Here is a 26,525-nt window from a genome sequence, read left to right on the forward strand (position 1 = left end):
GGCGAGGCGCGGCGGACGGCGCCCACTCCTTTCCGCGAGGGAGCGGGTTCGACAACGTAAATCCATTGCGCCGCCGCACCTTAGCCCCAATGTTGTCGCCATGACCCGACCGGGATCCGTCACCGCCGTGCTCGGACCGACCAACACCGGCAAGACCCATCTCGCGATCGAGCGCATGTGCGCGCACTCGTCGGGGATCATCGGCTTTCCGCTCCGGCTGCTGGCGCGCGAAGTCTACGACCGCGTCGTCGCGCTGAAGGGCAAGGAGCGGGTGGCGCTGGTCACCGGCGAGGAAAAGATCGTTCCCAAGGACGCGCGCTGGTTCCTGTGTACCGCGGAGTCGATGCCGAGCCACGACGCCGCGTTCGTGGCGCTGGACGAGGCGCAGCTCGGCGCCGATCCGGAGCGGGGGCACGTCTTCACCGACCGGCTGTTGCGGACGCGCGGGCGCGACGAGACGATGATCCTCGGTTCCGAGGCGCTGCGACCGATGGTCAAGGCGCTGGTCCCCGACGCGGAGATCGTCGCGCGGCCGCGCTTCTCGACGCTGACCTATGCGGGTGCGAAGAAGATCAGCCGCCTGCCCAAGCGGTCCGCGATCGTCGCGTTCAGCGCCGAGGAGGTCTATGCGGTGGCCGAGATGCTGCGGCGGCTGCGTGGCGGGGCGGCGGTGGTGATGGGCGCGCTCAGCCCCCGTACCCGCAACGCGCAGGTGGCGATGTTCCAGGCTGGCGAGGTCGACTACCTCGTCGCCACCGACGCGATCGGGATGGGGCTCAACATGGACGTGGCGCATGTCGCGTTCGCCTCGCTGCACAAGTTCGACGGACGGCGGCAGCGGCGGTTGACCGTCGCGGAGATGGCGCAGATCGCCGGCCGGGCGGGGCGACATCAGCGCGACGGCACTTTTGGCGCGGTGACGGAGGAGGGGCCGGGCGCGTTCGGGCCGGAGGAGGTGCTGGCGATCGAGGAGCATCGCTTCCCGCGCCTGGAGCACCTCTATTGGCGCAACGGCGAGCCCGACACCGGCAGCGTCGACGCGCTGATCGCCTCGCTGGAGCAGCGTCCCGATCACCGGGTGCTCCGTCCCGCCCCGCAGGCGCTCGACCTGGGCGTGCTGAAGCGGCTCGCCGACGAGCCGGGGATGCGCGAGCGCGCGCGCGGAGGCGTCGCGGTGGCGCGGTTGTGGGCGGCGTGCGGGGTGCCCGATTTCCGCAAGGTCGGGCTCGATCCGCACACGCGCTTCGTGTCGCGGCTGTTCGGGTGGCTGAGCGAGGGCACCGGCCACATCCCGCACCAGTGGTTCGCCGACGAGATCGCGCGGCTGGACACGGTCGGGGGCGATGTCGAGACGCTGGCGGGGCGGATCGCGTCGGTCCGCACCTTCGCCTACATCGCCAACCGCGCCGATTGGCTCGCCGACCCGGCGCTGTGGGCGGAGCGGACGCGCGCGATCGAGGAGCGGCTGTCCGACGCGCTCCACGCCGGGCTGACGCAGCGGTTCGTCGATAAGCGCACCACCGCGCTGATGCGGCAGATCGGGACGGGCGCGGCGGCGTTGCCGGTGACGATCGGGGCGCAGGGCGAGGTGCTGGTCGAGGATCACCCGATCGGGCGGCTCGACGGTTTTCGCTTCACCGTCGCCAGCGACGCGCGGGCGGGCGACGGCGATTGCTGCTGGCGGCGGCGGAAAAGCGGCTGGGCGCGGAGCGGGCGGCGCGGGCGAAGGCGCTGGTGGAGGCGGAGGATGAGGCGTTTTCGGTCGCCGCGCTCGAACCCCGTCCCGCCGCCGATCGCCGGGGAGGGGCTCCTCGTAGGGCGGCACCGGAGGCGGAGATCACCTGGCAGGGCCACGCCGTCGCGCACCTCGCCGCCGGCCCCTCTCTCGCCCGACCGTCGCTCAAGCTGGACCGCGCGCTCGACGTCCTCGCGCCGCCCGAGCGCAACGCGATCAAGGCGCGGCTGGAGCGATGGCTCGCGGACCAGCTCGCCCGGCATGTCCCCGCCCTTCCCCGGCTGGCGGCGCTGGCGCGCGACCGCGAGGTCAGCGCGGGCCTGCGCGTCGTCGCGGGTGCGCTGGAGGCGGCGGGCGGGGTGCTGCCGCGCCGCCCGCTTGCGCGCGACCTCGACGCGCTGGCGCCGCCCGAACGCAAGCGGCTCCGCGACACGGGCGCGACGGTCGGCGCGCTCGACCTGTTCGCCCCGGCGCTGCTCAAGCCGGCGGCGGCGCGCTGGCGGCGGCTGCTGCTCGGGTTGAAGGGCTTGACCGTGCCGATACCGCCCGCCGGCGCGACGGTGCTGCCGCGAGACAATGAAGAGGCGGTGCTCGTCGCGGGCTTCCGGCCGCTCGGCGCGCAGGCGGTGCGCGTCGATCTGGTCGAGCGGATCGCGCGCGCGGCGCACGACGCGCGGCAGGCGGGTGGCGGCCGCAAGCCGTTCGCACCCGATCCGGCGCTCGCGATGTCGATGGGGCTGGAGCCCGCGACGATCGCGCGATTGATGGCGGAGCTGGGTTTTCGCCATGTCGCCGGGACAGAAAGTCGCTGGGTGTGGCGCGGCCGTCCCGGTCCCGGTGCGCCGACGCCGGTGCAGCGCCCCGACGGCGCCTTTGCCGCGCTCGCCGAGTGGGCGGGGCATGGCTGACCCGGCGATGCGTCTCGACCGGTTCCTGTGGTGGGCGCGACTGGCGAAGACGCGAAGCGCGGCGCAGGCGATCGCTGCCGACGGCCGTCTCCGCATCGACGGCCGCGTGATCGACCGCGCGCATGCGGCGGTGCGGGTCGGCAACATCCTCACCTTCGCCGCGCACGGGCGGGTGCGGGTGGTGCGCGTCGAGGCGCTGCCGGCGCGGCGCGGCCCGCCGCCGGAGGCGCAGGGCTGCTACCTCGACCTCGCCGTCCCGGCTGCGAACGTATCGCAACAGACCGGGAACGATTGACGGGCGGGTGAGGCGCGGCATAGCAGCGGCCACGATCACCGTAGCTGCCGTAGGAGCGCTCCCATGACTTACGTCGTCACCGACGCCTGCATCCGCTGCAAATACATGGACTGCGTGGAGGTCTGTCCGGTCGACTGCTTCTACGAAGGCGAGACGATGCTGGTCATCAATCCGTCCGAGTGCATCGACTGCGGCGTCTGCGAGCCGGAATGCCCGGCGGAGGCGATCCTGCCCGATACCGAGAACGGGCTGGAACAGTGGCTGGAGCTGAATGCGACCTTTTCGTCGCAATGGCCCAACGTCACGCGCAAGGCCGACCAGACGCCCACCGACGCCGACGAGCACAAGGGCGAAGAGGGCAAGTACGACAAGTATTTCACGCCGGAGGGCGGGGCGGGCGATTGAGCGACGCACAAGCCGGGCCGACGGCGGCTTCGTCGCGGCGCTAACCGGCCCGGAGCCTCCGGGACGTGTCATGCAACGGTCAGTCAGACTGACCGTAACACTGGTAATTTTGTTTCAACGGTGTTAATGGAACCGGGACGGGCGATTCCGCCCAGTGACAACACTCGTTAGACATCCTTTCAGCGGTCTGCCCGAGGCGAACGCGCCTCCTGGGTCGCGCGCCGGATGCAAGAGAAAGGTTTCGCCATGGTCGCGAAGGCACTTATCTTCGACGTCGGTGATTATGTAGTCTATCCCAAGCACGGTGTCGGCCGTGTCGTGGAGCTGCAGAAGCAGGAGATCGCGGGCGCGTCGCTCGAACTCTACGTGCTGCGTTTCGAAAAGGAGCGGATGACGCTCCGTGTGCCGACCAACAAGGCCGAATCGGTAGGCATGCGTAAGCTTTCCTCGGAAAAGACGATGCGCGAGGCGATGGACACGCTGAAGGGCAAGCCCAAGGTCAAGCGCACCATGTGGTCGCGCCGCGCGCAGGAGTATGAAGCGAAGATCAACTCGGGTGACCTGGTGTCGATCGCCGAGGTGGTTCGCGACCTGTTCCGCGCCGAGGACCAGCCCGAGCAGAGCTACTCCGAGCGTCAGATCTTCGAGGCCGCGTGCAGCCGACTGGCGCGTGAGCTGGCCGCGATGGAGCAGCTCGACGAGCCCGGCGCGCAGGTCAAGATCCTCGACATCCTGCGCGCGGCGGCGGCGATCTATAACAAGGACAAGGTGCCGGCGTAACGCGCGGCTCGACCTTACGATGCTGGAGGGGCGGTCCTGCGGGGCCGCCCTTTTTGCGTTTGCGGGCGCGTGTGCGTGTGTTATTGTGGCGACACACCAGGGGAGATTACCTCATGCGCGCGCTTCTTCTCACCGCCGGACTGCTCCTGCCGCTCGCCGCCGCCTGCTCGGTCGCCACCGGTGAGCGCGATGACGGGACACCGGGGATCGCCGCTCAGGGCACCGGCGGCACCCGGACCTATCAGGCCGCCGACTTCACGGCGGTCGAGCTGCGCGGGGCGGACGATGTCGACGTTCGCGTCGGTCCCGGCTTCTCGGTGCGGGCCGATGGTGACTCCGAGCTGTTGGACCACCTCAAGATCAGCCGCGTCGGCAACGCGCTGCGGATCAGCCGCATCCGAACCAGCGGCTGGAACTGGAGCGGCGGCAAGGCGAAGGTGTCGATCACCATGCCGGCGTTGGCCGACGTCGCCGTCGCCGGCTCGGGCGACGTGACCGTCGACCGCGCGCAGGGCGCGCGGTTCAAGGGCGCGATCGCCGGTTCGGGCAATCTGTCGGTCGCGACGCTGGCCGTCGACCGCGCCGAACTGTCGCTGGCCGGGTCGGGCAAGGCACGGGTCGGGGGATCGGCCAAGCGGCTGACCGTCAACATCGCCGGATCGGGCGACGTGGAGGCGAACGGGCTGACCGTAAGCGAGGCCGACGTGTCGATCGCCGGCTCCGGCAGCCTTCGCGCGCAGGTCGACGGGCCGGCCAAGGTGTCGGTGATGGGGTCGGGCGACGTCGATCTCGGCGGCAAGGCGCGGTGCCAGACGAGCAAGGTCGGGTCAGGCTCGGTCCGGTGCGGCGGCTGAACGTGCGCGTTCTGATCGCACTGTCGCTCCTGCTGCCCGGTGCGGCGCAGGCCGCCGATCGGCGAGTGATGGTGACCAGCTTCGACCGCATCCGTGTCGAGGGGCCGTATCAGGTGACCGTCGCGGTCGGCCGCGGCTCGGGGGCGATGCTGTCGGGCGAGACGCGGCAGATCGAGCGGACCGAAGTACGGGTCGACGGCACGACGCTGGTGGTGCGCCCCGCGCCCGACGACGCGGGCGGCATGCCGGCCAATCCCGGCGCGCCGGTACGAGTGACGTTGACCACGCTGTCGCTGAAGGCGGCCACGCTGCTCGGCGGCGGCGCGCTGGTCGTGACCGGCGGCGGGCGGGTGCCGCGGTTGGACCTGTCGGTCGCGGGCACCGGCTCGATCGGGTGGACCGGAATCGATACCGAGCAGGCGAGCGCCATCGTGATCGGCAACGGCGCGGTCACACTGGCGGGGCGCGCCGGCACGGTCCGCCTGACCGTCAACGGCGCGGGCAGGATCGTCGCGGATGCCCTCGACGCGCGTGAGGTGACGGTGCGCGTCGACGGTCCCGGCGAGACGACCGCGCGAGCGCGTTGCACCGCGACGGTGACGAACACCGGTCTGGGCCGCGTCGCGATCGCGGGAACGCCGAAATGCCTGGTAAACAGCGCGGCGGGCGGGCCGGTGACCTGCGGGGCGGGCGCGACCCGCTAACGTCAGAGCAGCGCCAACTCCGCCAGCCTGCCCATCAGCGCCGCCGGCATCGCCGCCACACCGCTGGCATCGCCGGCCAGGTCCACCGGCGCATCGGTGCCCTCCAGATACCGCCAGCCCTGATGCGCGCGCTTGGGGCGGGCATGGACCAGCACCAGCACCGGATCGAGATGGATCGCGACGCGCCCGCCCTCGGCTTCACCGAAATGGAGGATCGGCGAGCGCGCGACGAGCTGGTGCTTGATGATCCAGAACAGCGAGCCCGCACCCGACACCTCCTCGTGGCGCTTGGGCAGGTAGCGTGTCGTCAGGAACAGCGGGCCCGCCTCGCCACGCTCGCGCAGCCGATCGGTCAGGTGCTCGACGCTGACGGCACCGAACGCAACCTTGGTGAGATGGAGGGCCATGGAAGCGATTTGGGGTGGGGCGGCAGGCAGGCAAGCCCCCAAGTCAGGCGGACCCGGTCACCCCAATCCCCACCACGTCGCCAGCCCCAGGAAGCTCAGGAATCCCATCGTGTCGGTCATCATCGTCACGAAAACCGCCGACGACACCGCCGGGTCGACACGGAACTTGTCCAGCGTCACGGGCACGATGACGCCCGACATCCCCGCCACCAGGTTGTTGATGACCATCGCGGCGCCCATCACGATCGACAGGTCACGATTGTGAAAAATCAGGTAGCTGCCCAGCGCCACGATTACGCCGAGCGCCACGCCGTTGGCGGCGGCGATCCGCAGTTCGCGCACGATGGTGCGGATCGTGTTCGAATCGGTCAGCTGATTGGTCGCAATCGCGCGCACAGCGACCGCTAACGTCTGCGTCCCAGCATTGCCGCCCATCCCCGACACGATCGGCATCAGCACCGCCAGCACCGCGAACTTGGCGATTTCGCCCTGGAACAGGTTGACCACCCACGATGCCAGCATTGCGGTGGCGAGGTTGACCACCAGCCAGGTCAGTCGGGTGCGGACGGTGAACAGGATCGGCTCGTTGATGTCGCCCTCGCCCGCGCCCGACAGGCGCAGCACGTCCTCACCCGCCTCCTGCTGGATGATGTGGACGATGTCGTCGACCGTGATCATCCCGACCAGCCGGCCGGAGCCGTCGACGACGGCGGCGGAAATCAGCGCATATTTCTGAAAGCGGAGCGCGACCTCCTCCTGATCCATGTCGACCTGGATCAGCGTCTGTTCGCGCTTCATCACGTCGGCCATCGCCACCGATCGCGGCGTGCGGAGGATCCAGCTGAGCGCGCAGGTGCCGACCGGGTGGTGCCGCCCGTCGACGACGAAGATTTCCCAGAAATCGGTGGTCAGGTCGTCGTGGCTGCGGAGGTAGTCGATCGTGTCGCCGACGGTCCAATGTAGCGGCACCGCGATCAGCTCGCGCTGCATCAGCCGTCCGGCGGACTCCTCCGGATAGCGCAGCGCCTCCTCGATCGCGGCGCGGTCGTCCGGCTCCATCGCGCGCAGGACCTCGCGCTGGTCCGCCGGCTCCATGTCCTCGATGATCGCGACCGCGTCGTCGGTATCCAGCTCGGAGGCAATGTCGGCGACCTGGGTCGGCGACAGCTCGTCGATCAGGTCCTCGCGGACGTAATCGTTCATCTCCGCGAACACGTCGGCGTCGACTAGGTCGGCGAGCGCGCGCGCCAGATCGTCGCGCTCGTCGCCGGGCGTCAGCTCGAACAGGTCGGCGATGTCGGCCGGGTGGAGCGGTGCCACCAGCGCGCGCGCGCGTTCCGGGTCGCCGTCGCGCACAGCACCCAGCACCGCGTCGACGAAGGCGGGGCGGAGGTGGTCGTCGCGGTCGAGCTGATCGCCCGTGCGATCGGTCAGGGGTTCAGGAAGTTCGGTGTCGCTCATCGCCGCCTCCTGCCGTTCGGATGCGCGCGCCCTATCGCGTGGGGACGGCGATTGCCACCCGGCGAGCAACGAAGCCGAACTTGTTTCCGCACCGGCGCACCCCCATTAGCGAAGCCGTGCGCGATTGCCGTCGCGCCTTCGGTCCCGGAACGAGTTCGGGACGACGACAAAGGATTCCATGGCATGGCCGACTTCACCACCCTTACCCTGACGCTCGACGGCGGCGACGTCGTCATCAAGCTGCGCCCCGATCTGGCACCGCAGCACGTCGCCCGGATCGCCGAGTTGGCGGGTGAGGGCTTCTACGACGGCGTACCGTTCCACCGTGTCATCCCCGGCTTCATGGCGCAGGGCGGTGACGGCGGAAACGGCAACGGCACCGGTGGCTCCACCAAGCCCGACCTGCCCGCCGAGTTCTCCGGCGAGCCGCATGTGCGCGGCGTCTGCTCGATGGCGCGGACCAGCGACCCGAACAGCGCCAACGCGCAGTTCTTCATCTGCTTCGACGACGCGCGCTTCCTCGACCGCCAGTACACGGTGTGGGGCCAAGTCGAATCGGGCATGGAGCTGGTCGACGCGCTGCCCGTCGGCGAGCCGCCGCGCAGTCCCGGCAAGATCGTCAGCGCCAAGGCGGCGTGACCTCGTCGCCTCCTCTCCCGTCTTGGCGGGAGGGGAGGCGCTCGGCCTGACGTCCTCACCACGGCGTCGCTGCGCGGCTAATCCTCGCTCCCCAGCGTCCAGATCAGCCAGTCCCGGAATATCCGGACCGGCTTTGTCTGCAACGCCCGCGGCCGGCAAACGAACCAGTAGGAATACGGGCTCTCGACCGCGACGTCGAACAGCCGCACCAGTCTTGGATCCGCCGCGTCGTTCAAGTGACTTTCGTGCATGAAGGCGACGCCCAGCCCCTGCGCGGCGGCTTCCAGCATCAGCGGCCCCGAGTCGAAATAATCGACGGCAACCGGTTCTACGCCGGGCACGCCGGCCAGCGAGCGCCAGGCGTCGAACGCCTCCGTCATCTCGCGATGGACCAGCGCGGTGAGCCCCGCGAGTTGTTCGGGCCGGGTCACCGGATTCGCGCCCTCGATCAGCGACCGCGCGCCGATCACATAGACGGCGTTGCGATCGAGGCGGTCGGAATGCAGCGACGGATCGATCTCCCGCGCCAGGACGATCGCGGCATCCAGCCCCTCGCCCAGTCGCGCGACACCGTGACCGGCGGTGTCGATGTCGAGGTGAAGCTCGGGATGATCTCGGCGCAGATTGCCCAAATGCGGAAACAGCCGCTGCGATGCATAGAGCGGCAGCACGCCGAGCCGCAGCCGCAGCAGCTCCGCGCCGCTGGTCATCGCCTCCACCGCGTCCGACAGTTGATCGAGCGCTGGAGCGAGATGGCCGAGCAGTCGCTCCCCTTCCGCGTTCAGCACGATCGCCTGGTGCCGGCGATCGAACAGCGGCTTGCCGATGAAGCGTTCCAGTGACTGGACGCGACGCGACAACGCGGGCGCGGACAGCGACAGCTCCTCGGCTGCCGCCTTGACCGACCCTGACCGCGCGACCTGAACGAACGCCTCGATGGCCCCTAAAGGTGGCAACCTTCGCATCGCACCCTCCTGCCGGCCCTTGATGTAGACGATTGCACTATTTGCATTCGTAGCCGGTCATTTCGCAATTGCAACATAGGATGCTGCGCTGCACATAGCGCAGGCCTTTCAGGCATCCTCTCCTAAAAAACTTTGATAGGCCGGCCGCTCCTCGGAGCCGCCGGCCTCCTTTTTGTGTGGATTGCGGAAGCAAGTTTGAAGGTACACGGCGACGCCACCTTCCATTCCGCTGGCGCACGCGGAACCGCCTCCCCACATCCCTCGCTTCAGGGCCACGAGCCCCGCAGGAGCAAGTGATGGCCGACGCCGACCCGACCCGAAAGATCCAAGTCGCCAATAGCCGCCCGGAAGATTCCGGGCGCGGGCTGGCGCATGTGCCGCGTGCGGTGATGGCGGCGCTCGGCATCACCGAGGGCGATGTCATCGAAATCGTGGGCAAGCAATCGACGCCGGCGCGCGCGGTGCAGCCCTATCCGGAGGACGAGGGGCTCGACCTGCTCCGCATCGACGGATTGCAGCGCGCCAATGCCGGGGTCGGCTCGGGCGATTTCGTCGAGATCAGGCGTGCCGAATCGAAACCCGCGACGCGCGTCGTTTTCGCGCCGGCGCAGCAGAACCTCAGGCTGCAGGGGTCGAGCAACGCGCTGCGCCGCACCTTCTACGGCCGCCCGCTGGCGCAGGGTAACGTCGTCGCGACGGCGGGGCATCAGCGCGTCGCGAACATGCCGCCGGGCGTCCAGCAGTTCATGAACGCGCCCGCTTATGCGCTGCAGGAGATCCGCCTGCTGGTCGCGTCCGCCTCTCCCAAGGGGATCGTCCATATCGACGAGAATACCGAGATCGAGCTGCGCGCCGAATATGCGGAGCCCGATCAGGCGCGTCGCGCCGACGTCACCTATGACGACCTCGGCGGCATGGGCGCGACGATCGACCAGCTGCGCGAGATGGTCGAGCTGCCGCTGCGTTATCCCGAGCTGTTCCAGCGCCTCGGCGTCGATCCGCCGCGCGGGCTGTTGCTGTACGGCCCGCCCGGCACCGGCAAGACGCGCCTCGCGCGCGCGGTCGCGAACGAGAGCGACGCGCAGTTCTTCCTCATCAACGGCCCCGAGATCATGGGCTCGGCCTATGGGGAGTCGGAAAAGCGCCTGCGTGAGGTGTTCGAGGAGGCGACCAAGAACGCGCCCTCGATCGTCTTCATCGACGAGATAGACTCGATCGCGCCCAAACGGGGTCAGGTCTCGGGCGAGGCGGAGAAGCGGCTCGTCGCGCAGTTGCTGACGCTGATGGACGGGCTCGAATCGCGCGCCAACCTCGTCGTGATCGCCGCGACGAACCGGCCGGAGGCGATCGACGAGGCGTTGCGGCGGCCGGGTCGCTTCGATCGCGAGATCGTCGTCGGCGTCCCCGACGAGCGCGGGCGGCGCGAGATCCTGGGCATCCATACGCGCGGCATGCCGCTGGCGGACGGCGTCGACCTGACCGAGCTGGCGCGCACCACCTACGGTTTCGTCGGTGCCGATCTGGCGGCGTTGACGCGCGAGGCCGCGATCGACGCGGTGCGGCGGATCATGCCGATGCTGAACCTGGAGGAGCGGACAATCCCGGCCGAGGTGCTGGACCAGCTGTCGGTCACCCGCGACGACTTTCTGGAGGCGCTCAAGCGCGTCCAGCCGTCGGCGATGCGCGAGGTGATGGTGGAGGCGCCGCGCGTCCGCTGGGAGGATGTCGGCGGCCTCGACGACGCGCAGACCCGGCTTAAGGAGGGCGTCGAGCTGCCGCTGAAAGACCCCGACGCGTTCCGGCGGCTGGGCATCCGCCCGGCGAAGGGCTTCCTGCTCTATGGCCCGCCCGGCACCGGCAAGACGCTGCTCGCCAAGGCGGTGGCGCGCGAGGCGGAGGCGAACTTCATCGCCACCAAATCGTCCGACCTACTGTCGAAGTGGTATGGCGAAAGCGAACAGCAGATCGCCCGGCTGTTTCAGCGCGCGCGCCAGGTAGCGCCGTGCGTGATCTTCATCGACGAGCTCGACAGCCTCGTCCCCGCGCGCGGTGGCGGCATGGGCGAGCCGCAGGTGACGGAGCGCGTCGTCAACACGATACTGGCCGAGATGGACGGGCTGGAGGAATTGCAGGCGGTGGTCGTGATCGGCGCTACCAACCGGCCCAACCTGATCGACCCCGCGCTGCTGCGGCCGGGACGGTTTGACGAACTGATCTATGTCGGGCTGCCCGATCAGGCCGGGCGCCGACGCATCCTGGGCATCCAGTCGGCGAAGATGCCGCTCGCGGACGATGTCGATCTCGACCGCGTCGCGCGGCAGACGGAGCGGTTCACCGGCGCCGACCTGGAGGACGTGGTCCGCCGCGCCGGCCTGTCGGCGCTGCGCCGCTCGCTCGATACGCAGGCGGTGACGATGGCGGACTTCGAGGCGGCACTGACCGATTCGCGCGCGAGCGTGACGCCGGAGGTCGAGCGCGAGTACGAACAGATGGCCTCGCGCCTCAAGCAGGACGCGAATGCGATCCAGCCGCTGGGCTTCGTCGCACCGGGCCAACTGACCGCGCGTGGGACGAAGGAACTGCCGTGAGGCGTTACCCATGAAGCGCTGGCAATGGGCGGTTCGGCTGCTGACGCGCCGGATGTGGTTCCGGGCAGCGCTGTTCTGCCTGTTCGCCGTCGGGTTGGCGCTGGCCGGCGCGCTGATCGGGCACGCCATACCTTATAGCTTTGCCACCAAAGTCGGGGCGAAGTCGGTCGACAACATTCTCGGCCTGCTGGCGTCGAGCATGCTGACGGTCACCACTTTCTCGTTGGCGACGATGGTGTCGGCCTATGCGGGTGCCACGAGCAACATCACGCCGCGCGCGGTGCAATTGCTGATCGACGATCCCGCCGCGCAGAATGCGCTCGCGACTTTTCTCGGCGCCTTCCTGTTCGCGATCGTTGGTATCATCGCGCTGTCGACCGGTCTGTACGGCGAGACCGGGCGGGTGATCCTCTACGCCGGCACGATCGTGGTGATCGTGCTGATCGTCGTCACGCTGGTACGCTGGATCGAATATGTCGCGCGGTTCGGGCGGGTGTCGGACTCGATCGAGCGGGTCGAGCGAGCGGCCATGGCGGCGGTCCGCGAGATGACCGAGCGGCCAAGGAGCGGACCGGGCGCGATCGCGACGTTTCCAGAGGATGCCACCGTCGTGCGGCATGACGGCATCGGCCGAATCACGCATGTCGATCTGGTCGAGATCGCCGCGGTGGCGGCCGAGATCGGCGCGCGGATCACCGTCGCCTCACTGCCGGGCGCGCTCACCGATCCCGTCCGCGTGCTGGCGTGGACCAAAGGCAGGCTGGACCCGCGACAGACTCGACGAGTCGCCGGCGCCTTCACGATCGCGACGCAGCGCGCGTTCGACCATGATCCACGCTTCGGGCTGGTCGTGCTGGCCGAGATCGCGGCGCGGGCCTTGTCGCCGGCGGTCAACGATCCGGGCACCGCGATCGCCGTCATCGAGGCCGGGACGCGCGTGCTTGCGGCGATGCTGCGGCACGATCCCGATCCGTCGCGCCTGCCGGCCGACGTCGACGTTGCGCCAGTGATGCTGGCGGACCTGATCGGCGACTTCTATCGGCCGATCGAACGGTACGGCGCCGGCTCGACGGAGGTCGCGATCCGCCTGCAGAAATCGCTTGCCACGCTCGCCGCGGTGGAACCGCAAATCCAGGCGGACTGCCGCGCCGAAGCCGCCGCGGCGTTCTCGCGGAGTCGCGCCGAATTGAGCAACGACAGCGACCGGCGCGACCTGTCGGATGTCCATCACCGCTGCTGGGATGCCGTTCGGGTGTGACGGTAACGCGGCTCAGGACGATGCCGGTTCCGGCTCGTCCTTGTCCCGCAACGCCAACCACGCATAGCCGATCATCACCACGCACGCCGCGCCCGCCACCAGATACGGCAGCGAGTGCTGCGCCTCGTACAGCCCGACGCCGATGCTCGGCCCCAGGACGAAGCTGGCACCGTTGACGCTCGTCACCTTACCCGCGACCGAGCCCTGGCCCTCCGGCCCGACCGCCAGCGACGAGCCCGCGGTGAACCCCGGCCGCGCGAAGCCGAACCCCAGGCTCGCCAGCGCATAGGCCGTCGCGATGCCATAGAGCGACCCCGCCAGCCCGGTCAGCGCGGTGCCGACCGCCGACACCGCCAGCCCGACCAGCACCAGCTGGCGCGGGTTGAGGTTGAGGAGCGGGATGATCCCCCACTGCACCAGCAGCGACGCGCCCGCGCCCATCATCAGCACCAGTCCGGTCGGTTCCAGCGCCAGCGCGGGCGGCAGATGGAGGCGATCGATCACCAGGAAGCCGATCGCCTGACTGGTCATCGCCTGCGCGTGACCCATCACCAGCCCGACGATCATCCACGCCCGGATGCGCGGGTCGAGGAAACCCACCTTTTCGCCTGCGGGCGAAGTCGCCGCGCGGACGCTGGCACCGGTCGGCGCGCCACCGATCGAAGGATAGGCGGATTGCGCGCCGTGGCCCTCGTGCACCGATGAAGCGCGGTCGTCGGGCAGCATGTGCCGCACCGTGAACCACACCAGCACGCCGAACGCGGCCATGATGAACGCCGGCCCCGCCAGCCCGATCTCGACGCCGCCGATGCTGCCCAGGATCAGATAGGGCGCGATCGCCGGACCCAGGATGGTGCCGAGCCCGAACGCGCTGGCGAGCAGCGTCAGCGCCTTGGTCCGCTCCTCGCGGCTCGTCGCGCCCGCGACCAGCGCCTGCACCGCCGGCGGGGCCGCCGCGCCGAGACTGCCATAGATCAGCCGCCCGACGATGAAGAGTGCGAACGCCGCCGTACCGGGAATGACGCCGTTGATGCCCAGGCACAGGAATATCCCGCACACCGCCAGCGAGACGATCAGCCCGCCGACGCCGAGCAGGATCATGTGTCGCCGCCCATGCCGATCCGATCGGTTCGCCCAGAACGGCGCGGCAAGCACCCACAGCAGCGCCGAGACCGAGAACGCCGCCGCCACCGCCTGATCGCGCACCCCCAGCGACCGGCCGAGCGCGGGCAGCACCGATTGCAGCGCGGTGTTTGCCGCTGCCACCGTCAACATGACGAGGAACATCAGCGCGAAGTTGCGGTCGACCGCCGGCCGCTTCACGTCGCGCGCCAGTCGTAGCCGCGCTCGACCCGCGCCACCGTCACCGCATAGCGATCGTACCAGCGTGCGCGCCCGGCCTCGCGCGTCTCGGCATGGATGGGGTGGTCGCGCCATGCCCGCGCCGCGTCGTCGTCGGCCCAGTAGCTGACCGTGATACCGAACCCATCGGCCCCGCGCGTGCTTTCGACGCCGCGATAGCCGGCCTGGGCGGCAGCGAGCGCGTCCATCGCCACGGCGGCGATGTCGTACCCGGCCGCGTCGACCCCGTTGCGCTGCGACGCGAAGATCACGGCGACCTGGCCGGTGCGGTCCGTCATGCCTGCGATCGGATAGGCGATCGGGGGGGCGAGGCAACCCTTCGCGCCCGAAAAGGTTGTCGCAGCGGTCCTAGTCGATTACCGCCGCCGGAATTGCGACGGCAGCCGCCGACACTTTCAGGGAGCCTCCATGCCCTCGTCCACTACCGCCGCACGGCGTGCGCGCTCCCGACCCGCAGGCGTGCCTTCTCCGTGGGGCATGTTCTTCCAGGGCTTTCTCAAGCACCCGGTGATGGTCGGGTCGATCATCCCGTCCTCCGACCGGCTCATCCGCAAGATGCTGGCGCCCGTCGACTGGGCGAACTGCAAGCTGTTCGTCGAATACGGCCCCGGCGTCGGCACTTTCTGCCGTCCCATTCTGGAGCATATGGCGCCCGACGCGAAGCTGATTGCGATCGACACCAACGCCGACTTCATCCGTTATCTGCGCCATACGATCCCCGACCAGCGTTTCGCCGCGGTCAACGGGTCGGCCGCCGACGTCGAGCAGATCGTTCGTGACCATGGCTTCGATGCCGCCGACTACGTGCTGTCGGGGCTGCCTTTCTCGACGCTGCCGACCGGCGTCGGCCCGGCGATCGCGCAGGCGACCCACGACGTGCTCCGCCCCGGTGGTGCGTTCCTGGTCTATCAGTTCTCGCCCAAGGTGAAGGACTTCCTCGACCCCCATTTCGCGCGCATCGACCACGGCATGGAATGGTGGAACGTGCCCCCGGCGCAGCTATACTGGGGCTACAAGGGCTGAAGGCTGGCGCGGTTACCCCAGGTTGAGCCGTCGGCTGACCGTCGGGTCCACCACCGCCAGCACCATATAGGCGAGGAACTGCCGCACCCGCGCGCCGATCCCGGTGCGCTGGCGATGCAGCGTGGCGGTGATCTCCTCCGAGTTCGCCACCTCGCCTTCGACATAGCGGCGGACATGCGCGGCGAAGCCCGGATCGTCGACGCGCAGCATCAGCTCCAGGTTGATGAACAGCGAGCGCATGTCGAAATTGGCGGAGCCGATGTGAACCGCGTCGTCGACCAGATACAGCTTGGTGTGCAGCTTCGTCGGCCGGTATTCGAACACGCGCACGCCCTTGCGGAGCAGCCCGGCATAGGTAAAGCGCGCCGCCGCCACCGCGTTCTGGTGATCGGACAGCGCCGCCGTCACCACGCGCACCGCCGCGTGGCGCTTGCCCGCCTTGTCCAGCCGCCGCAGGATCGTCGGGCTGGGCGAGAAATAGCCGGCGATGATGTCGATCCGCCGCGCGACGCGCATGTCGGCGCGCAGGCAGCGCGCCCAGGGCGACAGCCGCCGCGTCGGTCCGCCGATCAGCCAGCGGAGCGCGCCGTCGCCGCCGCTCCATTGGCGCAGCGACCGGTTGAGCGTGCGGAGCTTCGCCTTGGGATCGCCCGTCCAGCGCCGCAGCGCGTCGAAATAGCCCGCCATCGCCGCCGCCACCGGCCCCTCGACCAACAGCCCCAGGTCGCGCCAGACCTTCCACGCCTCGTCCGCCTTGCCGAGATAGTCGTCCTCGATATTGAAGCCACCGACAATGATCCGCATCTCGTCCGCGAGCGCCAGCTTCTGGTGGTTCCGCAGCAGATACCGTGCGCCCCAACGTGGGCTGAACCAGCAGGTGTCCACCCCCGCCTCGCTCAGCGGCGCGAAGAAACTGCGCTCCGCCACCAGCCCGGCGCCGAAGCCGTCGACGATCAGCGAGACCTTCACCCCGCGCTGCGCCGCGCGAATCAGCGCGGCGTTGACCTGCCGTCCGGTGTCGTCGTCGGCGTAGATGTAATAGATCAGCCGCAGCGTCCGCTCGGCACCGTCGATCAGCGCCAACAGCGCCCGCAACCGCTCGCGCCCGGTGACGAGCAGCGTCATCTGGTTGCCGTCGACGGTATAGGGCTCCGCGTCCGCCATCGCGTGCGGCATTGGGGCAGACGCGGGGACGGGGCAAGCGGGCGCCGCGCTCAGCGAAAATCTTGACTTTCGCAAGCGCGGTGGCTAGCCGCTACAGCTTCACCGTTACCGTTGGTTTTTAAGGACACGGCATGGCGCGCGTCACCGTCGAGGATTGCGTCGACAAGATTCCCAATCGCTTCGACCTGGTGCTGATCGCGGCGCAGCGCGCGCGGCAGATCTCGGGCGGGGCCGAGCTGACGATCGATCGCGACCGCGACAAGAACCCGGTCGTGGCGCTGCGCGAGATTGCGGAAGAGACGGTGCGCCCGGACCTTCTGAACGACTCGATCGTCAGCGGGCTGCAAAAGGTGCAGATCGACGACGACGACGAGGTCGATGCTGTCGGCTCGCTTTCGGCGTCCGCCGAAGCGCTCCGCCTCACCGCCGCCGCGCCGCCGCGAAACCAGAACATGGGTGGCGATTACGAGTAACGCCCAAGGCTGAGCGCAAGGCGCTCGGCCGGCAATCGGCGCTACGCCGTCCGACGGCGGCGCGCGCTCATCTCGCGTGCGCCGATCGGCGTCGCCGCGTTAGCGTTCGATATTCCAGGTGATGCCGTCGGCGTACATCCGTGCGAGTTCGGCGCGCGGCACCGTCATGTGCTCCGGCCGGAAATACCCCGGTCGTGCCAATGCACCGGACCTGATGTCGCGGTCCACGCCCCGGCGCTTGTTGTAGGACGCTTCCGGCAGCTCCAGCTCCACCGCATCGCCCTTCACCGCGACGACGCGGATCGCACCGAACATCTCCGGCGCCTCGGGCCGATCGACGATGCGCGCGATGTTGGTTTCGTAGACGTCCCCGGCCTGCGGCTGCGCGGCATAGTCCCGGTTCGCGGCGTTCATCGACGCGCCCGCGACGGCGATGACCACGATCAGCGACGCCAGGATGCCGGCGCCGATCAGCCAGCCGCGTCGATCGAACGCCGGAATGGCCTTGACCACCTCCGGCGCCCGCACGTCGCCATCGTCCAGCGCGGGCGCGCCGCAATTGCCGCACACCAGATGGAGCTGTCGATTCGTCGCCCAGCGGAACACCCAATAGGCGTGGCGCACCCGATAGGTGACGACGCGGCTGAACACGCTGTCCTTGTCGCAGACGTTGCAATGAAGCAGGCCCGCCGACCCGACCGTCGCGCGCTCGCTGCGCGCACCCCACCAGAAGATCATCGTCGGCCCCTATTAACGCAGACGACGATGCCAAGCCGCGTCGGGCGTGACAAGCATCAGCGTGGTGCGTCGCCCTTGAACCCCTGTGCCACGACGAACCATTCCACCGATCCCTTGCGGCTGGCCGGCGGCTTGGCGTGCTTGACCGTCGTGAACCGCCGCTTCAGCTCCGCGACGAACGCCGTATCCGCACCGCCCGCGAATACCTTGGCGACGAATGCGCCGCCGGGGCGCAGCACGTCATAGGCGAAGTCGGCCGCCGCCTCCGCCAGAGCCATCGTCCTGAGCGCATCGGTCTGCGGATGGCCGACGGTGTTCGCCGCCATGTCCGACAGGACCAGATCGGCCGGCCCGCCAAGCGCGTCGGTCAGCAGCGCGGGTGCTGCGTCGGTCATGAAATCCAGTTGCAGGATGTGGACGCCGTCGATCGGGTCGACCGGCAACAGGTCGATGCCGACGACGATGCTCTTGGACAGCTGGCGGCGCACCACCTGACTCCACCCGCCGGGCGCGAGGCCGAGGTCGACGACCCGCTGCGCGCCCTTGAGGAAGCCGAACCGCTCGTCGAGTTCGATCAGCTTGTAGGCCGCGCGGCTGCGATAGCCGTCCGCCTTGGCGCGGCGGACATAGGGGTCGTTGAGCTGGCGTTCGAGCCAGCGCGTCGACTGCGCCGTCCGCCGCCGCGCCGTCTTGACGCGCTGGTGACCGGGCGGCTTCATGGGCGAGAGGCCCCCATCAGCCGCCGCAGGATGCCTTCGCGGATGCCGCGATCGGCAATGCCCAGCCGCTCGGCGGGCCACAGGTCCATGATCGTCTCCAGGATCGCGCAGCCGGCGACGACCAGGTCGGCGCGCTCGGTGCCGATGCAGGCGAGCTGCGCGCGTTCGCGCACGTCCATCGCCGCCAGGTCACCGCTGATCCGCCGCATCGCCGCCGCCGGCACGATCAGCCCGTCGACCACCGACCGGTCATAGCTCGGCAGCCCGAGATGGACCGAACCGAGCGTCGTCACCGTCCCCGACGTACCGAGCAGCCGCGCGCGCGGCACCCCGGTCGGCAGCCGCGCGGCAAAGGCCGCCATGCTGTCCGCCACCAGCGCGCGCATCCGCGCATAGGCGGCGATCCGCCCGTCGCGGCCCTCGCCGCCGGGCGAGCTTTCGGTCAGCGACACCACGCCCCAGGGGGCCGAATGCCAATCGAGTACGCGCGGGATCGCGCCGCCGGTGTCGACCAGCACCAGCTCGGTCGACCCGCCGCCGATGTCGAAGATCAACGCCGGCCCCTCGCCGGGCTCGATCAAGACGTGGCAGCCGAGCACCGCGAGGCGCGCCTCCTCCTCCGCCGAGATGATGTCGAGGTGGATGCCCGTCTCGTCATAGGCGCGCGCGATGAAGTCCGCGCCGTTGACCGCGCGGCGGCACGCTTCGGTCGCTACCGATCGCGCCAGCGTCACGTTGCGGCGGCGCAGCTTGTCGCCGCAGATCTTCAGTGCCGCGAGCGTCCGGTCGATCGCGGCATCGCTGAGCCGGTTGCTCGCCGCCAGCCCTTCGCCCAGCCGGACGATGCGCGAAAACGCGTCGATCACCGCGAAGCCGCTGCCGGTGCCGCCGTCGACGGGCTGAGGCCGCGCGATCAGCAGGCGACAGTTGTTGGTGCCGAGGTCCAGTGCGGCGAACGCCTGCGCGTTGGACCAGCGACCCCGTTGGGGCCGATTCACCGCCTGACGATCCGGCCCGATCGCGGGCGGGACCTGTCGCTGCGGCTCGCGGGCGGATACATCCCCCATCGGCCGATACTCGCTTCTTCTGTTATGCCGGCGCGGACGGAGGCCCGCTCGGTGCTTGCCGCCAAGCTAGCGGTGCGCGGGTCACTCGGCAAGCGGCCCCTTGACCCCCGGCCACCATCGGCCTAGTGGCCCCGACCTGCTGCCCGATCCTCTAATGGTAAGAGAGCGGACTCTGACTCCGTCAATCAAGGTTCGAGTCCTTGTCGGGCATCCAGTTTTCCACCGGCCGCGGTCTTCTCGCTGATCCATGATCGTCGGGCGGGAACCGACGCGCGCGCGGCTCGCTTGAGCGACATGGATGCAGACCAGACACAGGCCGCCGATCGCCGGACGGACGCCAACCCCCGATCCACCGCGACTCTGTTCGGGCACCCGCTTCACCCGATGCTGGTGCCGTTCCCCATCGTCTGCTTCAGCGGCGCGCTGCTGACCGATCTCGCCTATCTGGGCTCCGCCAACGTCCAGTGGAGCAATTTTTCGATCTGGCTCATCACCGCCGGGTTGATCGGCGGCGGACTGGCGGCGCTGACGGGGATCATCGATTATGCCGGCGACCGGCGGGTGCGCGCGGCTGGGCCGGCTACGCTGCATATGATCCTCAACCTTAGCGTCTTCGCGATCGAGTTCGTCAACGCCTTCGTCCACAGTCGCGACGGCTGGACGGCTGTGGTGCCGACCGGGTTGACGCTGTCGATCGTCAGCGTGGCGCTGTTGGGCGTCAGTTCGTGGCTGGGCGGGTCGCTGGTCTATAAACACCGTGTCGGAGTGCGGCCATGAGGCGCGCCGGGGTCGCGGTCGCCACCGCGCTGGTGCTCGCCGGCTGTGGCGACGGCGGGGCGAAGTTCGATCGGCGGACGCAGATCGGGGCGAACCCGGTGCTACCCGCGCCGCAGCAGTATCTGGTGCCGCCGATCCATGTCGCGGAGGTCGTCGGCTGGGGCGCGAACGAGACGCCGACCGCGCCTGCCGGGTTGCAGGTGCAGGCGTTCGCGCGCGACCTCAACCACCCGCGCAACGTGGCGCTGCTGCCCAACGGCGATGTCCTCGCGGTCGAGTCGCAGGGGCCGAACCTCGATCCGATCACGCGGCCCAAGAATCCGATCGTCGGCTGGGTGCAGAAGCGTGCGACCGGCGGCGGTGCCAAGCCGAAGGGTGCGACCAACCAGATCACGCTGCTGCGCGACGCGGACGGCGACGGCGTGGCCGAAAGCCGCAGCGTGCTGATCGGTCACCTCAATTCGCCGTTCGGCGTCGTCTATGCCGACGGTTTCCTCTACGTCGCGGCGACCGACGCGGTGCTGCGCTATCCGTTCACGCCCGGTCAGACCCGGATCACCGCGCCGGCGGTGCGGCTGACCGACCTGCCCGGCGGCCCGATCGACCATCATTGGACCAAGAGCCTGACGCTCAGCCCGGACGGCACGCTGCTCTATGCGACGGTCGGATCGAACAGCAACATCACCGAAAACGGGATGGAAGCGGAAAAAGGCCGCGCCGCGGTATATGAGATCGACCGCGCCAGCGGCCGCGCGCGCGTCTTCGCGTCGGGGCTCCGCAATCCGAACAGCCCCAATTTCTATCCCGGCACCAACACGCTGTGGGTGGTCGCCAACGAACGCGACGAGCTTGGGCCGAATCTGGTCCCAGACTATCTGACCTCGGTGCGCGAGAACGGCTTCTACGGCTGGCCGTACAGCTATTACGGCCGCCACGTCGATCCGCGTGTGATGCCGCAGCGCCCCGACCTCGTCGCCCGCGCGATCGCGCCGGACTATGCGTTGAGCAGCCATGTCGCGGCCCTCGGCCTGACCTTCTACACGGGCGCTGGCCTGCCCCCGCGCTATCGCGGCGGGGCCTTCATCGGCGAGCACGGTAGCTGGGATCGCGACGAGCTGAACGGCTACAAGGTCGTCTTCGTCCCCTTTGCGAACGCGCGACCCAGCGGGACGGCGCAGGACTTCCTGACCGGATTCCTGGGCAGCGACGGCAAGGTGCGCGGCCGCCCCGTCGGCGTCGCGGTCGATCGCAGCGGCGCGCTGCTGGTCGCCGACGACACCGGCAACGTCGTCTGGCGGGTGTCGGCGGCGACGCGCACCGCCGCCCGCCGCCGCGCTCAGACCGCGGGGTAGCGCAGCCGGCCGATGAAGCGCGACAGGCTGGGCATGTGCTCGGTCCGCTTGGCGAACCCCGCCTTCGCCTTCTCGAAGCGCATGATGCCGTCGATCCGGCGCCCCAGAAAGGCGCGGGTGTCGGCGAACGCCTCGCTCTCGTCGTCCAGGAAGACGCTGAGCGTCGCGCCATAGACGCCGAGCAGGATCGCGCGCTTGGTATAGTGGTTGTAGTCGGTCGCGGTGTCCCCCGCCGCGCGCCAAATCGTGTCGACCGTGCGCCAGCCCAGCCGCGCCGCGCGCGCGAGATGCTGCGGCATCGCCAGCGTCGCGAGCGCGCGGCGCAGCGCCTCGCGGTCGGGCGCGACGGCGGCGAGCCGCGCCTCGACCAGCCCCGCGATCCGTGCGCGGATCTTCATCCCCGCAAGTTCGGCCGGCGGTAGCGCGGTCAGCATCGCGCGATCGACGTGGCGGAACCAGGCGTCGATCATGTCCACCGCGCCGCCCGGATAGGCGAGCCGGGCGACACCGGGATCGACCCCGGCGGCATCGGCCGCCATCGTCAGGGCCTCCTCGCCCCAGCCGTCGAAGGCGGCGTTGGCGGCGATCTCGGGCGCCAGCTTTTCGGTCAGCTCGTCGAGCGTCCAGTCCTGGGTCATGCCACCCTAATGGGCCTCGACGGCCCCGCGTTCAACCGGCGAGTCCCGGCCTGCGCGCCGCACCAGCACCAGCGCGACCGCGACCAGCGCCGCGCCGAACAGGTCGGGCAAGCCCAACTTCTCGTCATACCGTATCCAGCCGATCGCGGCGGCGACCACCGGCTGCACCAGCAGCGCCAGCCCGATCACCAGCGGCGACAGCTTGCCCAGCGCATAGATCATCGATCCCTGTCCCAGCACCTGGCTGACCAGCGCCAGCCCGATCAGCGGCCACCAGTCGCCCGGCCACACCCGCTCGCCGAGCAGCAGCGACAAGGCGAGCAGCGGCAGCACGCTCGCCGCCGTCGCCAGCGCGAGCGCCGACAGCGCCGCCATCGTCTCGCGCACCCGCGCCATCAGCACGAAATAGACGGTATAAAGCACCCCCGCCGTCAGGCAGAGCAGGTCGCCGCCCAGGTTGCGCGCGTCGAGCTGATAGGACCGCCCCATCAAGAGACCGGCGCCCGCCAGCGCCAGCGCGAACGCGACGCCCTGGCCGCGCGTCGGCCACGCCCGCGCGACGACGAAGCCATAGATCGGGAAGATCAGCGTCGCGCAGTTCCCGAACAGCGTCGCATTCGCCAGCGTCGTCCGCAGGATGCCGAGATGCCATGCCGCGATGTCCAGCGCGAAACACAGCCCTGCCGCCGCCAGTGCCCAGATCAGCCACCGCTCGACCCGCGCCGGGCGCGCGCCCCCCGCAAGCGCCATGGCCGCCAGGAACGGCGTCGCGATCGTCAGCCGCCAGAACCCGGCGGCGACCGGCCCCGTATCGGCCAGCCGCACGAACCACGGGCCGAAGGCGAGCGCGACGTTGGCGACCAACACCGCGGCCAGCGGCAACGCGGCGCTATGCCGCGTGACAGCATTTCTTGAGCGATCGGCGTCGTGCATGGTGGCCCCTAACGCCCTATCTCCTGCACCGACACCCTTCAGGAGCACCCATGCCGACCCTGTTCGACCCCATCCGTCTCGGCGACATCGACGCCGCCAACCGCATCTTCATGGCGCCGTTGACGCGCGGCCGCTCGACCCCCGCGCACGTGCCGACCGACCTGATGATCGACTATTACCGCCAGCGTGCGGGCGCGGGGCTCATCATCACCGAGGGCACGGGCGTCAGCCGTCAGGGGCTGGGCTGGCCCGCCGCGCCGGGGCTGTGGACCGACGAGCAGACCGAGGCATGGAAGCCGATCACCGCCGCGGTGCACGAGGCGGGCGGCAGGATCGTCGCGCAGATCTGGCACATGGGGCGGCTGGCCCGGCCCGACGTGACCGGCGCGGTGCCGCTGTCGTCGTCGGCGACGCGCGCGCCTTACCACAAGGAGCCCAACCCCTATGGCGAGGCGCAGGCGGCGACGCTGGACGACATCGCCCGCGCGCAGGACGAATATGCCGACGCCGCGACCAACGCGATCCGTGCCGGCTTCGACGGCGTGCAGCTGCACGGCGCCAATGGCTATCTGATCGACCAGTTCCTGCGCGACGGCACCAATCATCGCGACGACGATTACGGCGGCAGCCCGGAGAACCGCATCCGCTTCATGCGCGAGAGCGTGGCGCGGGTGGCGGACGCGATCGGCGCGGGGCGCACCGGCATCCGCCTGTCGCCCAACGGCGAGACGCAGGGCGCGGACGATTCCGATCCGGCGGCGGTGTTCGTGCCGGCCGCCCGCGCGCTGAACGAGCTGGGCATCGCCTTTCTGGAGCTGCGCGAGCAGGGGCCGGACGGCACCTTCGGCAAGACCGACGTGCCCAAGCTCAGCCCGTTGATCCGCGAGGCGTTCACCGGCCCGCTGGTGCTCAACCAGGACTATGGCGTCGAGACCGGTCAGGCGGACGTGGCGTCCGGTCGCGCCGACGCGATCGCCTGGGGCCGCGCCTTCATCGCCAACCCCGACCTGCCCGAGCGTTTCCGGCAGGGGGCCCCGTTGGCGAAGGATGACATGCGGACCTGGTATACGCCGGGGCCGGAGGGCTACACCGACTATCTGGCGCTGGAGGCGGCGACCGTCTGACGAATGGCTGTCCAACGGGGCCGCCGGCTTAACAGGTGCCGGTGGCCCTTTTGAATTACCGCGCATTTGCGGTGGAGGCCATGGCTCCTCTGCGTCATCCCGGCTGGAGGCTGGGGGTATAGCGATTGGCTACCCACTATACGCCACGGACCACAGCGCATCCTATCCGTGTAGGTTCGACCGAAATCGCGTCGCTGCGAACGCCTCCACAGCGAAGGTCCCGCGCGTTGAAATACCTGTGTCGCCCGGTTCTTCTCCGAGGCCGATATCGACCAGGAGGCCACCTGGATTTCGGGGTCCACCGGAGGCTCGAACGAGCCGTCGGGAAGCCGGAACCGGCCATCATGGGCATGGTGCCCACCTTTTGACCGGAAGTGGTGCGGCCGAGAAGACTCGAACTTCCACGTCCTTTCGGACACAGCCACCTCAAGGCTGCGCGTCTACCAATTCCGCCACGGCCGCACGTGATCGCCGCCCCTCGCGATCGCGACGGACGGCTGGCAGGAGCGGGCCACTAGCAAAGCGACCCGCCCGCCGCAACGGCTTTGCGTGGGAGGGGAGGCGGCGGCGTCAGCTCTCGCCGGCGAAGCTCAGCACCAGGCGCTTGGAATTGGCCGGCACGTCGAGCTTGGCGGAATTGAAGTCGACCGACGCGCCCGGTGCCAGCGTCCGCAGCTGCGGCGTGATCGTCCAACTGTAGACCAGTCGTCCCTGCGCGTCGCGAAGCTCGGCGCGGACGTCGGGTACGCGCTGACGCTCGGCGGACGCATTGGTGATCTGGCCGGCGACCGCGAACAGCTCCGACCCGTTGTCGAGGTCGCGGCGCTGGATCGGCTTGTCCTTGATGAGCAGCGGGCTCTCGGTCGGCCCCAGCGCCAGCCCGAGGCGGCCGAGGAAGCTCGGCGCGCCCAGCCAGGTGATCGCCGCCACCGCCGCCAGCATCAGCGCGCCCGCGATCAGCGCCGCAATCGTCCACCGCCGGACGGGATTGCGCCGCGCGCGGAACGGCGGTTGCTCGTCGTAGCTCTCGACCGAGGCGACCGGAGCTTCGGCTTCCGGCTCGTCGAGCGGCGGCAGGAAGGGCGATGGACCGGCGAACTCGTCCTCGACCGGCGGCGGCGGCACGGTGATGGTCCCCGTCGCGATCGCAGGCGCCGGGGATGCCGCCGGCTCGGGCAGCGGCGCGCCGTCCTGAAACCAGCAATGCTTGCAATTCGCGCAGCGCACCGTGCGCCCGGCCGCCCCGATCGCGCTGTCCGGGACGAGGTAGCGGGTCTGGCACTCGGGGCATTGCAGGATCATGCGTGTCGGACACCCCGGAGCCGGATGCGGCCCGGTGCGATTCTTAGGCACGGGTCCGCCGGGCTGGCAAGCTTGAAGGGGCGCGGCGGTCATGGCAAGGTTCCGCGGACATGGCGACGGTGGTGCAGTTCGAGAATGTGGGACTGCGCTATGGTAGCCAGCCGGAGACGCTGGCCGACGTGTCGTTCCAGCTTCGCAGCGGCGCCTTCTACTTCCTGACCGGCGCCAGCGGCGCGGGCAAGACCTCGCTGCTGAAGCTGTTATACCTCGCGCAGCGGCCGAGCCGGGGTATCATCCGGCTGTTCGGCGAGGACGCGGTGCTGTTGCCGCGCGACCGGCTGCCGGGCTTTCGGCGACGGATCGGCGTCGTCTTCCAGGACTTCCGGCTGGTGCCGCACCTGTCGGCCGCCGACAACGTCGCGCTGCCGTTGCGGGTCGCGGGCGTGCCCGAGGAGGAGTTGCGCCAGCCGGTGCGCGAGATGCTCGCCTGGGTCGGGCTGGGCGAGCGTGCCGACGCGCGGCCCGCGACGCTGTCGGGCGGCGAGCAGCAGCGCGTGGCGATCGCGCGCGCGGTGATCGCCCGGCCGGAGCTGCTCGTGGCCGACGAGCCGACCGGCAACGTCGATCCCGACATGGCGGAGCGGCTGCTCGCCCTGTTCGATGCGATGCACAAGATGGGCACGACCGTGCTGATCGCGACCCACGACTTCCACCTGCTCAGCCGGATTCCGCACGCGTCGATGATGCGGCTGGACAAGGGTCGTCTGCTCGACCCGACCGGCGCGCTGCGCCACCCGGCGGGCGCGTGAGCCGCCGGTCCTCCGCACGGCGCGTGCTGGACGAGGCGGGCGGGC

Annotated in this window: 26 protein-coding genes, 2 tRNA genes and 1 pseudogene; 16 read left to right on the forward strand and 13 right to left on the reverse strand. The window is 69.7% G+C overall.

Going from position 1 to position 26,525, the window contains the following annotated elements:
- Nucleotides 1-100: 100 nt before the first annotated feature.
- The 6 genes and pseudogenes from ACOFKS_RS03045 (at nt 101) to ACOFKS_RS03070 (ending at nt 5,681) form a co-directional block, all read left to right on the forward strand.
- Nucleotides 101-2,643 (forward strand): annotated as a pseudogene (locus ACOFKS_RS03045) (helicase-related protein).
- A complete protein-coding gene (locus tag ACOFKS_RS03050; RefSeq protein WP_419807771.1) occupies nt 2,636-2,938 on the forward strand; it encodes an RNA-binding S4 domain-containing protein in 303 nt (100 codons plus the stop codon). The pseudogene ACOFKS_RS03045 and the gene ACOFKS_RS03050 overlap by 8 nt, the downstream one beginning before the upstream one ends.
- A gap of 63 nt (nt 2,939-3,001) precedes the next feature.
- Nucleotides 3,002-3,343 carry a ferredoxin FdxA gene (fdxA, locus tag ACOFKS_RS03055; RefSeq protein ID WP_419807772.1) on the forward strand — a complete coding sequence of 114 codons (342 nt, stop codon included), beginning with the start codon at nt 3,002-3,004 and terminating at the stop codon, nt 3,341-3,343.
- A gap of 246 nt (nt 3,344-3,589) precedes the next feature.
- Complete coding sequence (locus ACOFKS_RS03060) at nt 3,590-4,123, forward strand: CarD family transcriptional regulator (protein WP_419807773.1); 534 nt, start codon at nt 3,590-3,592, stop codon at nt 4,121-4,123.
- A 113-nt stretch (nt 4,124-4,236) separates the two neighbouring features.
- Nucleotides 4,237-4,977, forward strand: a complete 741-nt coding sequence (locus ACOFKS_RS03065) for a head GIN domain-containing protein (protein WP_419807774.1) — start codon at nt 4,237-4,239, stop codon at nt 4,975-4,977.
- A 2-nt stretch (nt 4,978-4,979) separates the two neighbouring features.
- On the forward strand, nt 4,980-5,681 hold the full coding sequence (locus ACOFKS_RS03070) for a GIN domain-containing protein (RefSeq protein ID WP_419807775.1): 702 nt from the start codon (nt 4,980-4,982) through the stop codon (nt 5,679-5,681).
- A gap of 2 nt (nt 5,682-5,683) precedes the next feature.
- Here the strand turns inward: ACOFKS_RS03070 and ACOFKS_RS03075 are convergent, their stop codons facing one another.
- Both ACOFKS_RS03075 and mgtE read right to left on the reverse strand, forming a co-directional pair.
- Entirely contained in the window at nt 5,684-6,088 is a 405-nt protein-coding gene (locus tag ACOFKS_RS03075; RefSeq protein ID WP_419807776.1) for a DUF1489 family protein, read from the reverse strand.
- Between the two features lie 57 nt (nt 6,089-6,145).
- Entirely contained in the window at nt 6,146-7,549 is a 1,404-nt protein-coding gene (gene mgtE / locus ACOFKS_RS03080; protein WP_419807777.1) for a magnesium transporter, read from the reverse strand.
- Between the two features lie 183 nt (nt 7,550-7,732).
- Between mgtE and ACOFKS_RS03085 the strand changes: the two genes are divergently transcribed.
- Nucleotides 7,733-8,188 (forward strand): peptidylprolyl isomerase, encoded by a 456-nt coding sequence (locus ACOFKS_RS03085; protein WP_419807778.1) that lies wholly within the window; start codon nt 7,733-7,735, stop codon nt 8,186-8,188.
- 77 nt (nt 8,189-8,265) lie between these two features.
- Here the strand turns inward: ACOFKS_RS03085 and ACOFKS_RS03090 are convergent, their stop codons facing one another.
- Entirely contained in the window at nt 8,266-9,153 is an 888-nt protein-coding gene (locus ACOFKS_RS03090; RefSeq protein ID WP_419807779.1) for a LysR substrate-binding domain-containing protein, read from the reverse strand.
- A gap of 296 nt (nt 9,154-9,449) precedes the next feature.
- Between ACOFKS_RS03090 and ACOFKS_RS03095 the strand changes: the two genes are divergently transcribed.
- Together ACOFKS_RS03095 and ACOFKS_RS03100 are read left to right on the forward strand one after the other, a co-directional pair.
- Nucleotides 9,450-11,741 (forward strand): CDC48 family AAA ATPase, encoded by a 2,292-nt coding sequence (locus ACOFKS_RS03095; protein ID WP_419807780.1) that lies wholly within the window; start codon nt 9,450-9,452, stop codon nt 11,739-11,741.
- Nucleotides 11,742-11,751: 10 nt separating this feature from the next.
- Nucleotides 11,752-12,999 carry a DUF2254 domain-containing protein gene (locus ACOFKS_RS03100; RefSeq protein WP_419807781.1) on the forward strand — a complete coding sequence of 416 codons (1,248 nt, stop codon included), beginning with the start codon at nt 11,752-11,754 and terminating at the stop codon, nt 12,997-12,999.
- 12 nt (nt 13,000-13,011) lie between these two features.
- On the opposite strand, the gene ACOFKS_RS03105 is transcribed toward ACOFKS_RS03100, so the two are convergent.
- Both ACOFKS_RS03105 and ACOFKS_RS03110 read right to left on the reverse strand, forming a co-directional pair.
- Nucleotides 13,012-14,286 (reverse strand): MFS transporter, encoded by a 1,275-nt coding sequence (locus tag ACOFKS_RS03105; protein ID WP_419807945.1) that lies wholly within the window; start codon nt 14,284-14,286, stop codon nt 13,012-13,014.
- A gap of 32 nt (nt 14,287-14,318) precedes the next feature.
- Nucleotides 14,319-14,639, reverse strand: coding sequence for an antibiotic biosynthesis monooxygenase family protein (locus ACOFKS_RS03110; RefSeq protein WP_419807782.1), 321 nt, complete (start codon nt 14,637-14,639; stop codon nt 14,319-14,321).
- A gap of 130 nt (nt 14,640-14,769) precedes the next feature.
- Between ACOFKS_RS03110 and ACOFKS_RS03115 the strand changes: the two genes are divergently transcribed.
- A complete protein-coding gene (locus ACOFKS_RS03115) occupies nt 14,770-15,384 on the forward strand; it encodes a class I SAM-dependent methyltransferase (protein WP_419807783.1) in 615 nt (204 codons plus the stop codon).
- A gap of 12 nt (nt 15,385-15,396) precedes the next feature.
- Here ACOFKS_RS03115 and ACOFKS_RS03120 read toward each other — a convergent pair whose 3' ends face one another.
- Nucleotides 15,397-16,548 (reverse strand): phospholipase D-like domain-containing protein, encoded by a 1,152-nt coding sequence (locus tag ACOFKS_RS03120; protein ID WP_419807784.1) that lies wholly within the window; start codon nt 16,546-16,548, stop codon nt 15,397-15,399.
- A gap of 131 nt (nt 16,549-16,679) precedes the next feature.
- On the opposite strand from ACOFKS_RS03120, the gene rpoZ reads away from it, so the two are divergent.
- Nucleotides 16,680-17,021, forward strand: a complete 342-nt coding sequence (rpoZ, locus tag ACOFKS_RS03125; RefSeq protein WP_419807785.1) for a DNA-directed RNA polymerase subunit omega — start codon at nt 16,680-16,682, stop codon at nt 17,019-17,021.
- A 99-nt stretch (nt 17,022-17,120) separates the two neighbouring features.
- Here rpoZ and ACOFKS_RS03130 read toward each other — a convergent pair whose 3' ends face one another.
- From ACOFKS_RS03130 to ACOFKS_RS03140, 3 genes are read right to left on the reverse strand one after another with little or no spacing between them, the layout of a single operon-like run.
- A complete protein-coding gene (locus tag ACOFKS_RS03130) occupies nt 17,121-17,759 on the reverse strand; it encodes a hypothetical protein (protein ID WP_419807786.1) in 639 nt (212 codons plus the stop codon).
- Between the two features lie 56 nt (nt 17,760-17,815).
- Nucleotides 17,816-18,478 (reverse strand): RlmE family RNA methyltransferase, encoded by a 663-nt coding sequence (locus ACOFKS_RS03135; RefSeq protein ID WP_419807787.1) that lies wholly within the window; start codon nt 18,476-18,478, stop codon nt 17,816-17,818.
- Entirely contained in the window at nt 18,475-19,545 is a 1,071-nt protein-coding gene (locus ACOFKS_RS03140) for a Ppx/GppA phosphatase family protein (RefSeq protein ID WP_419807788.1), read from the reverse strand. Before ACOFKS_RS03140 ends, ACOFKS_RS03135 begins: the two co-directional genes overlap by 4 nt.
- 140 nt (nt 19,546-19,685) lie before the next feature.
- Here ACOFKS_RS03140 and ACOFKS_RS03145 point away from each other — a divergent pair.
- From ACOFKS_RS03145 to ACOFKS_RS03155, 3 genes are all read left to right on the forward strand, one after another.
- Nucleotides 19,686-19,759, forward strand: a tRNA-Gln gene (locus tag ACOFKS_RS03145).
- An 80-nt stretch (nt 19,760-19,839) separates the two neighbouring features.
- Nucleotides 19,840-20,322 (forward strand): DUF2231 domain-containing protein, encoded by a 483-nt coding sequence (locus ACOFKS_RS03150; RefSeq protein ID WP_419807789.1) that lies wholly within the window; start codon nt 19,840-19,842, stop codon nt 20,320-20,322.
- Nucleotides 20,319-21,674: a PQQ-dependent sugar dehydrogenase gene (locus ACOFKS_RS03155; RefSeq protein ID WP_419807790.1), complete on the forward strand. Its 1,356-nt coding sequence runs from the start codon at nt 20,319-20,321 to the stop codon at nt 21,672-21,674. The genes ACOFKS_RS03150 and ACOFKS_RS03155 overlap by 4 nt, the downstream gene beginning before the upstream one ends.
- Here the strand turns inward: ACOFKS_RS03155 and ACOFKS_RS03160 are convergent.
- The gene (locus ACOFKS_RS03160) at nt 21,659-22,312 is read right to left on the reverse strand and encodes a COQ9 family protein (RefSeq protein WP_419807791.1); all 654 of its coding nucleotides are present in this window, start codon (nt 22,310-22,312) and stop codon (nt 21,659-21,661) included. The genes ACOFKS_RS03155 and ACOFKS_RS03160 overlap by 16 nt on opposite strands.
- A gap of 6 nt (nt 22,313-22,318) precedes the next feature.
- Nucleotides 22,319-23,245 (reverse strand): DMT family transporter, encoded by a 927-nt coding sequence (locus tag ACOFKS_RS03165; RefSeq protein WP_419807792.1) that lies wholly within the window; start codon nt 23,243-23,245, stop codon nt 22,319-22,321.
- A 50-nt stretch (nt 23,246-23,295) separates the two neighbouring features.
- On the opposite strand from ACOFKS_RS03165, the gene ACOFKS_RS03170 reads away from it, so the two are divergent.
- Nucleotides 23,296-24,369 (forward strand): alkene reductase, encoded by a 1,074-nt coding sequence (locus ACOFKS_RS03170; RefSeq protein ID WP_419807793.1) that lies wholly within the window; start codon nt 23,296-23,298, stop codon nt 24,367-24,369.
- A gap of 375 nt (nt 24,370-24,744) precedes the next feature.
- Here the strand turns inward: ACOFKS_RS03170 and ACOFKS_RS03175 are convergent.
- Together ACOFKS_RS03175 and ACOFKS_RS03180 are read right to left on the reverse strand one after the other, a co-directional pair.
- Nucleotides 24,745-24,831 (reverse strand) — tRNA-Leu (locus ACOFKS_RS03175).
- 108 nt (nt 24,832-24,939) lie between these two features.
- Entirely contained in the window at nt 24,940-25,671 is a 732-nt protein-coding gene (locus ACOFKS_RS03180; RefSeq protein WP_419807794.1) for an MJ0042-type zinc finger domain-containing protein, read from the reverse strand.
- 110 nt (nt 25,672-25,781) lie between these two features.
- Between ACOFKS_RS03180 and ftsE the strand changes: the two genes are divergently transcribed.
- The gene (ftsE, locus tag ACOFKS_RS03185; protein ID WP_419807795.1) at nt 25,782-26,480 is read left to right on the forward strand and encodes a cell division ATP-binding protein FtsE; all 699 of its coding nucleotides are present in this window, start codon (nt 25,782-25,784) and stop codon (nt 26,478-26,480) included.
- Nucleotides 26,481-26,525 lie beyond the last annotated feature (45 nt).

The sequence above is a fragment of the Sphingomonas sp. genome, from assembly GCF_965200135.1.
GTDB lineage: Bacteria > Pseudomonadota > Alphaproteobacteria > Sphingomonadales > Sphingomonadaceae > Sphingomonas.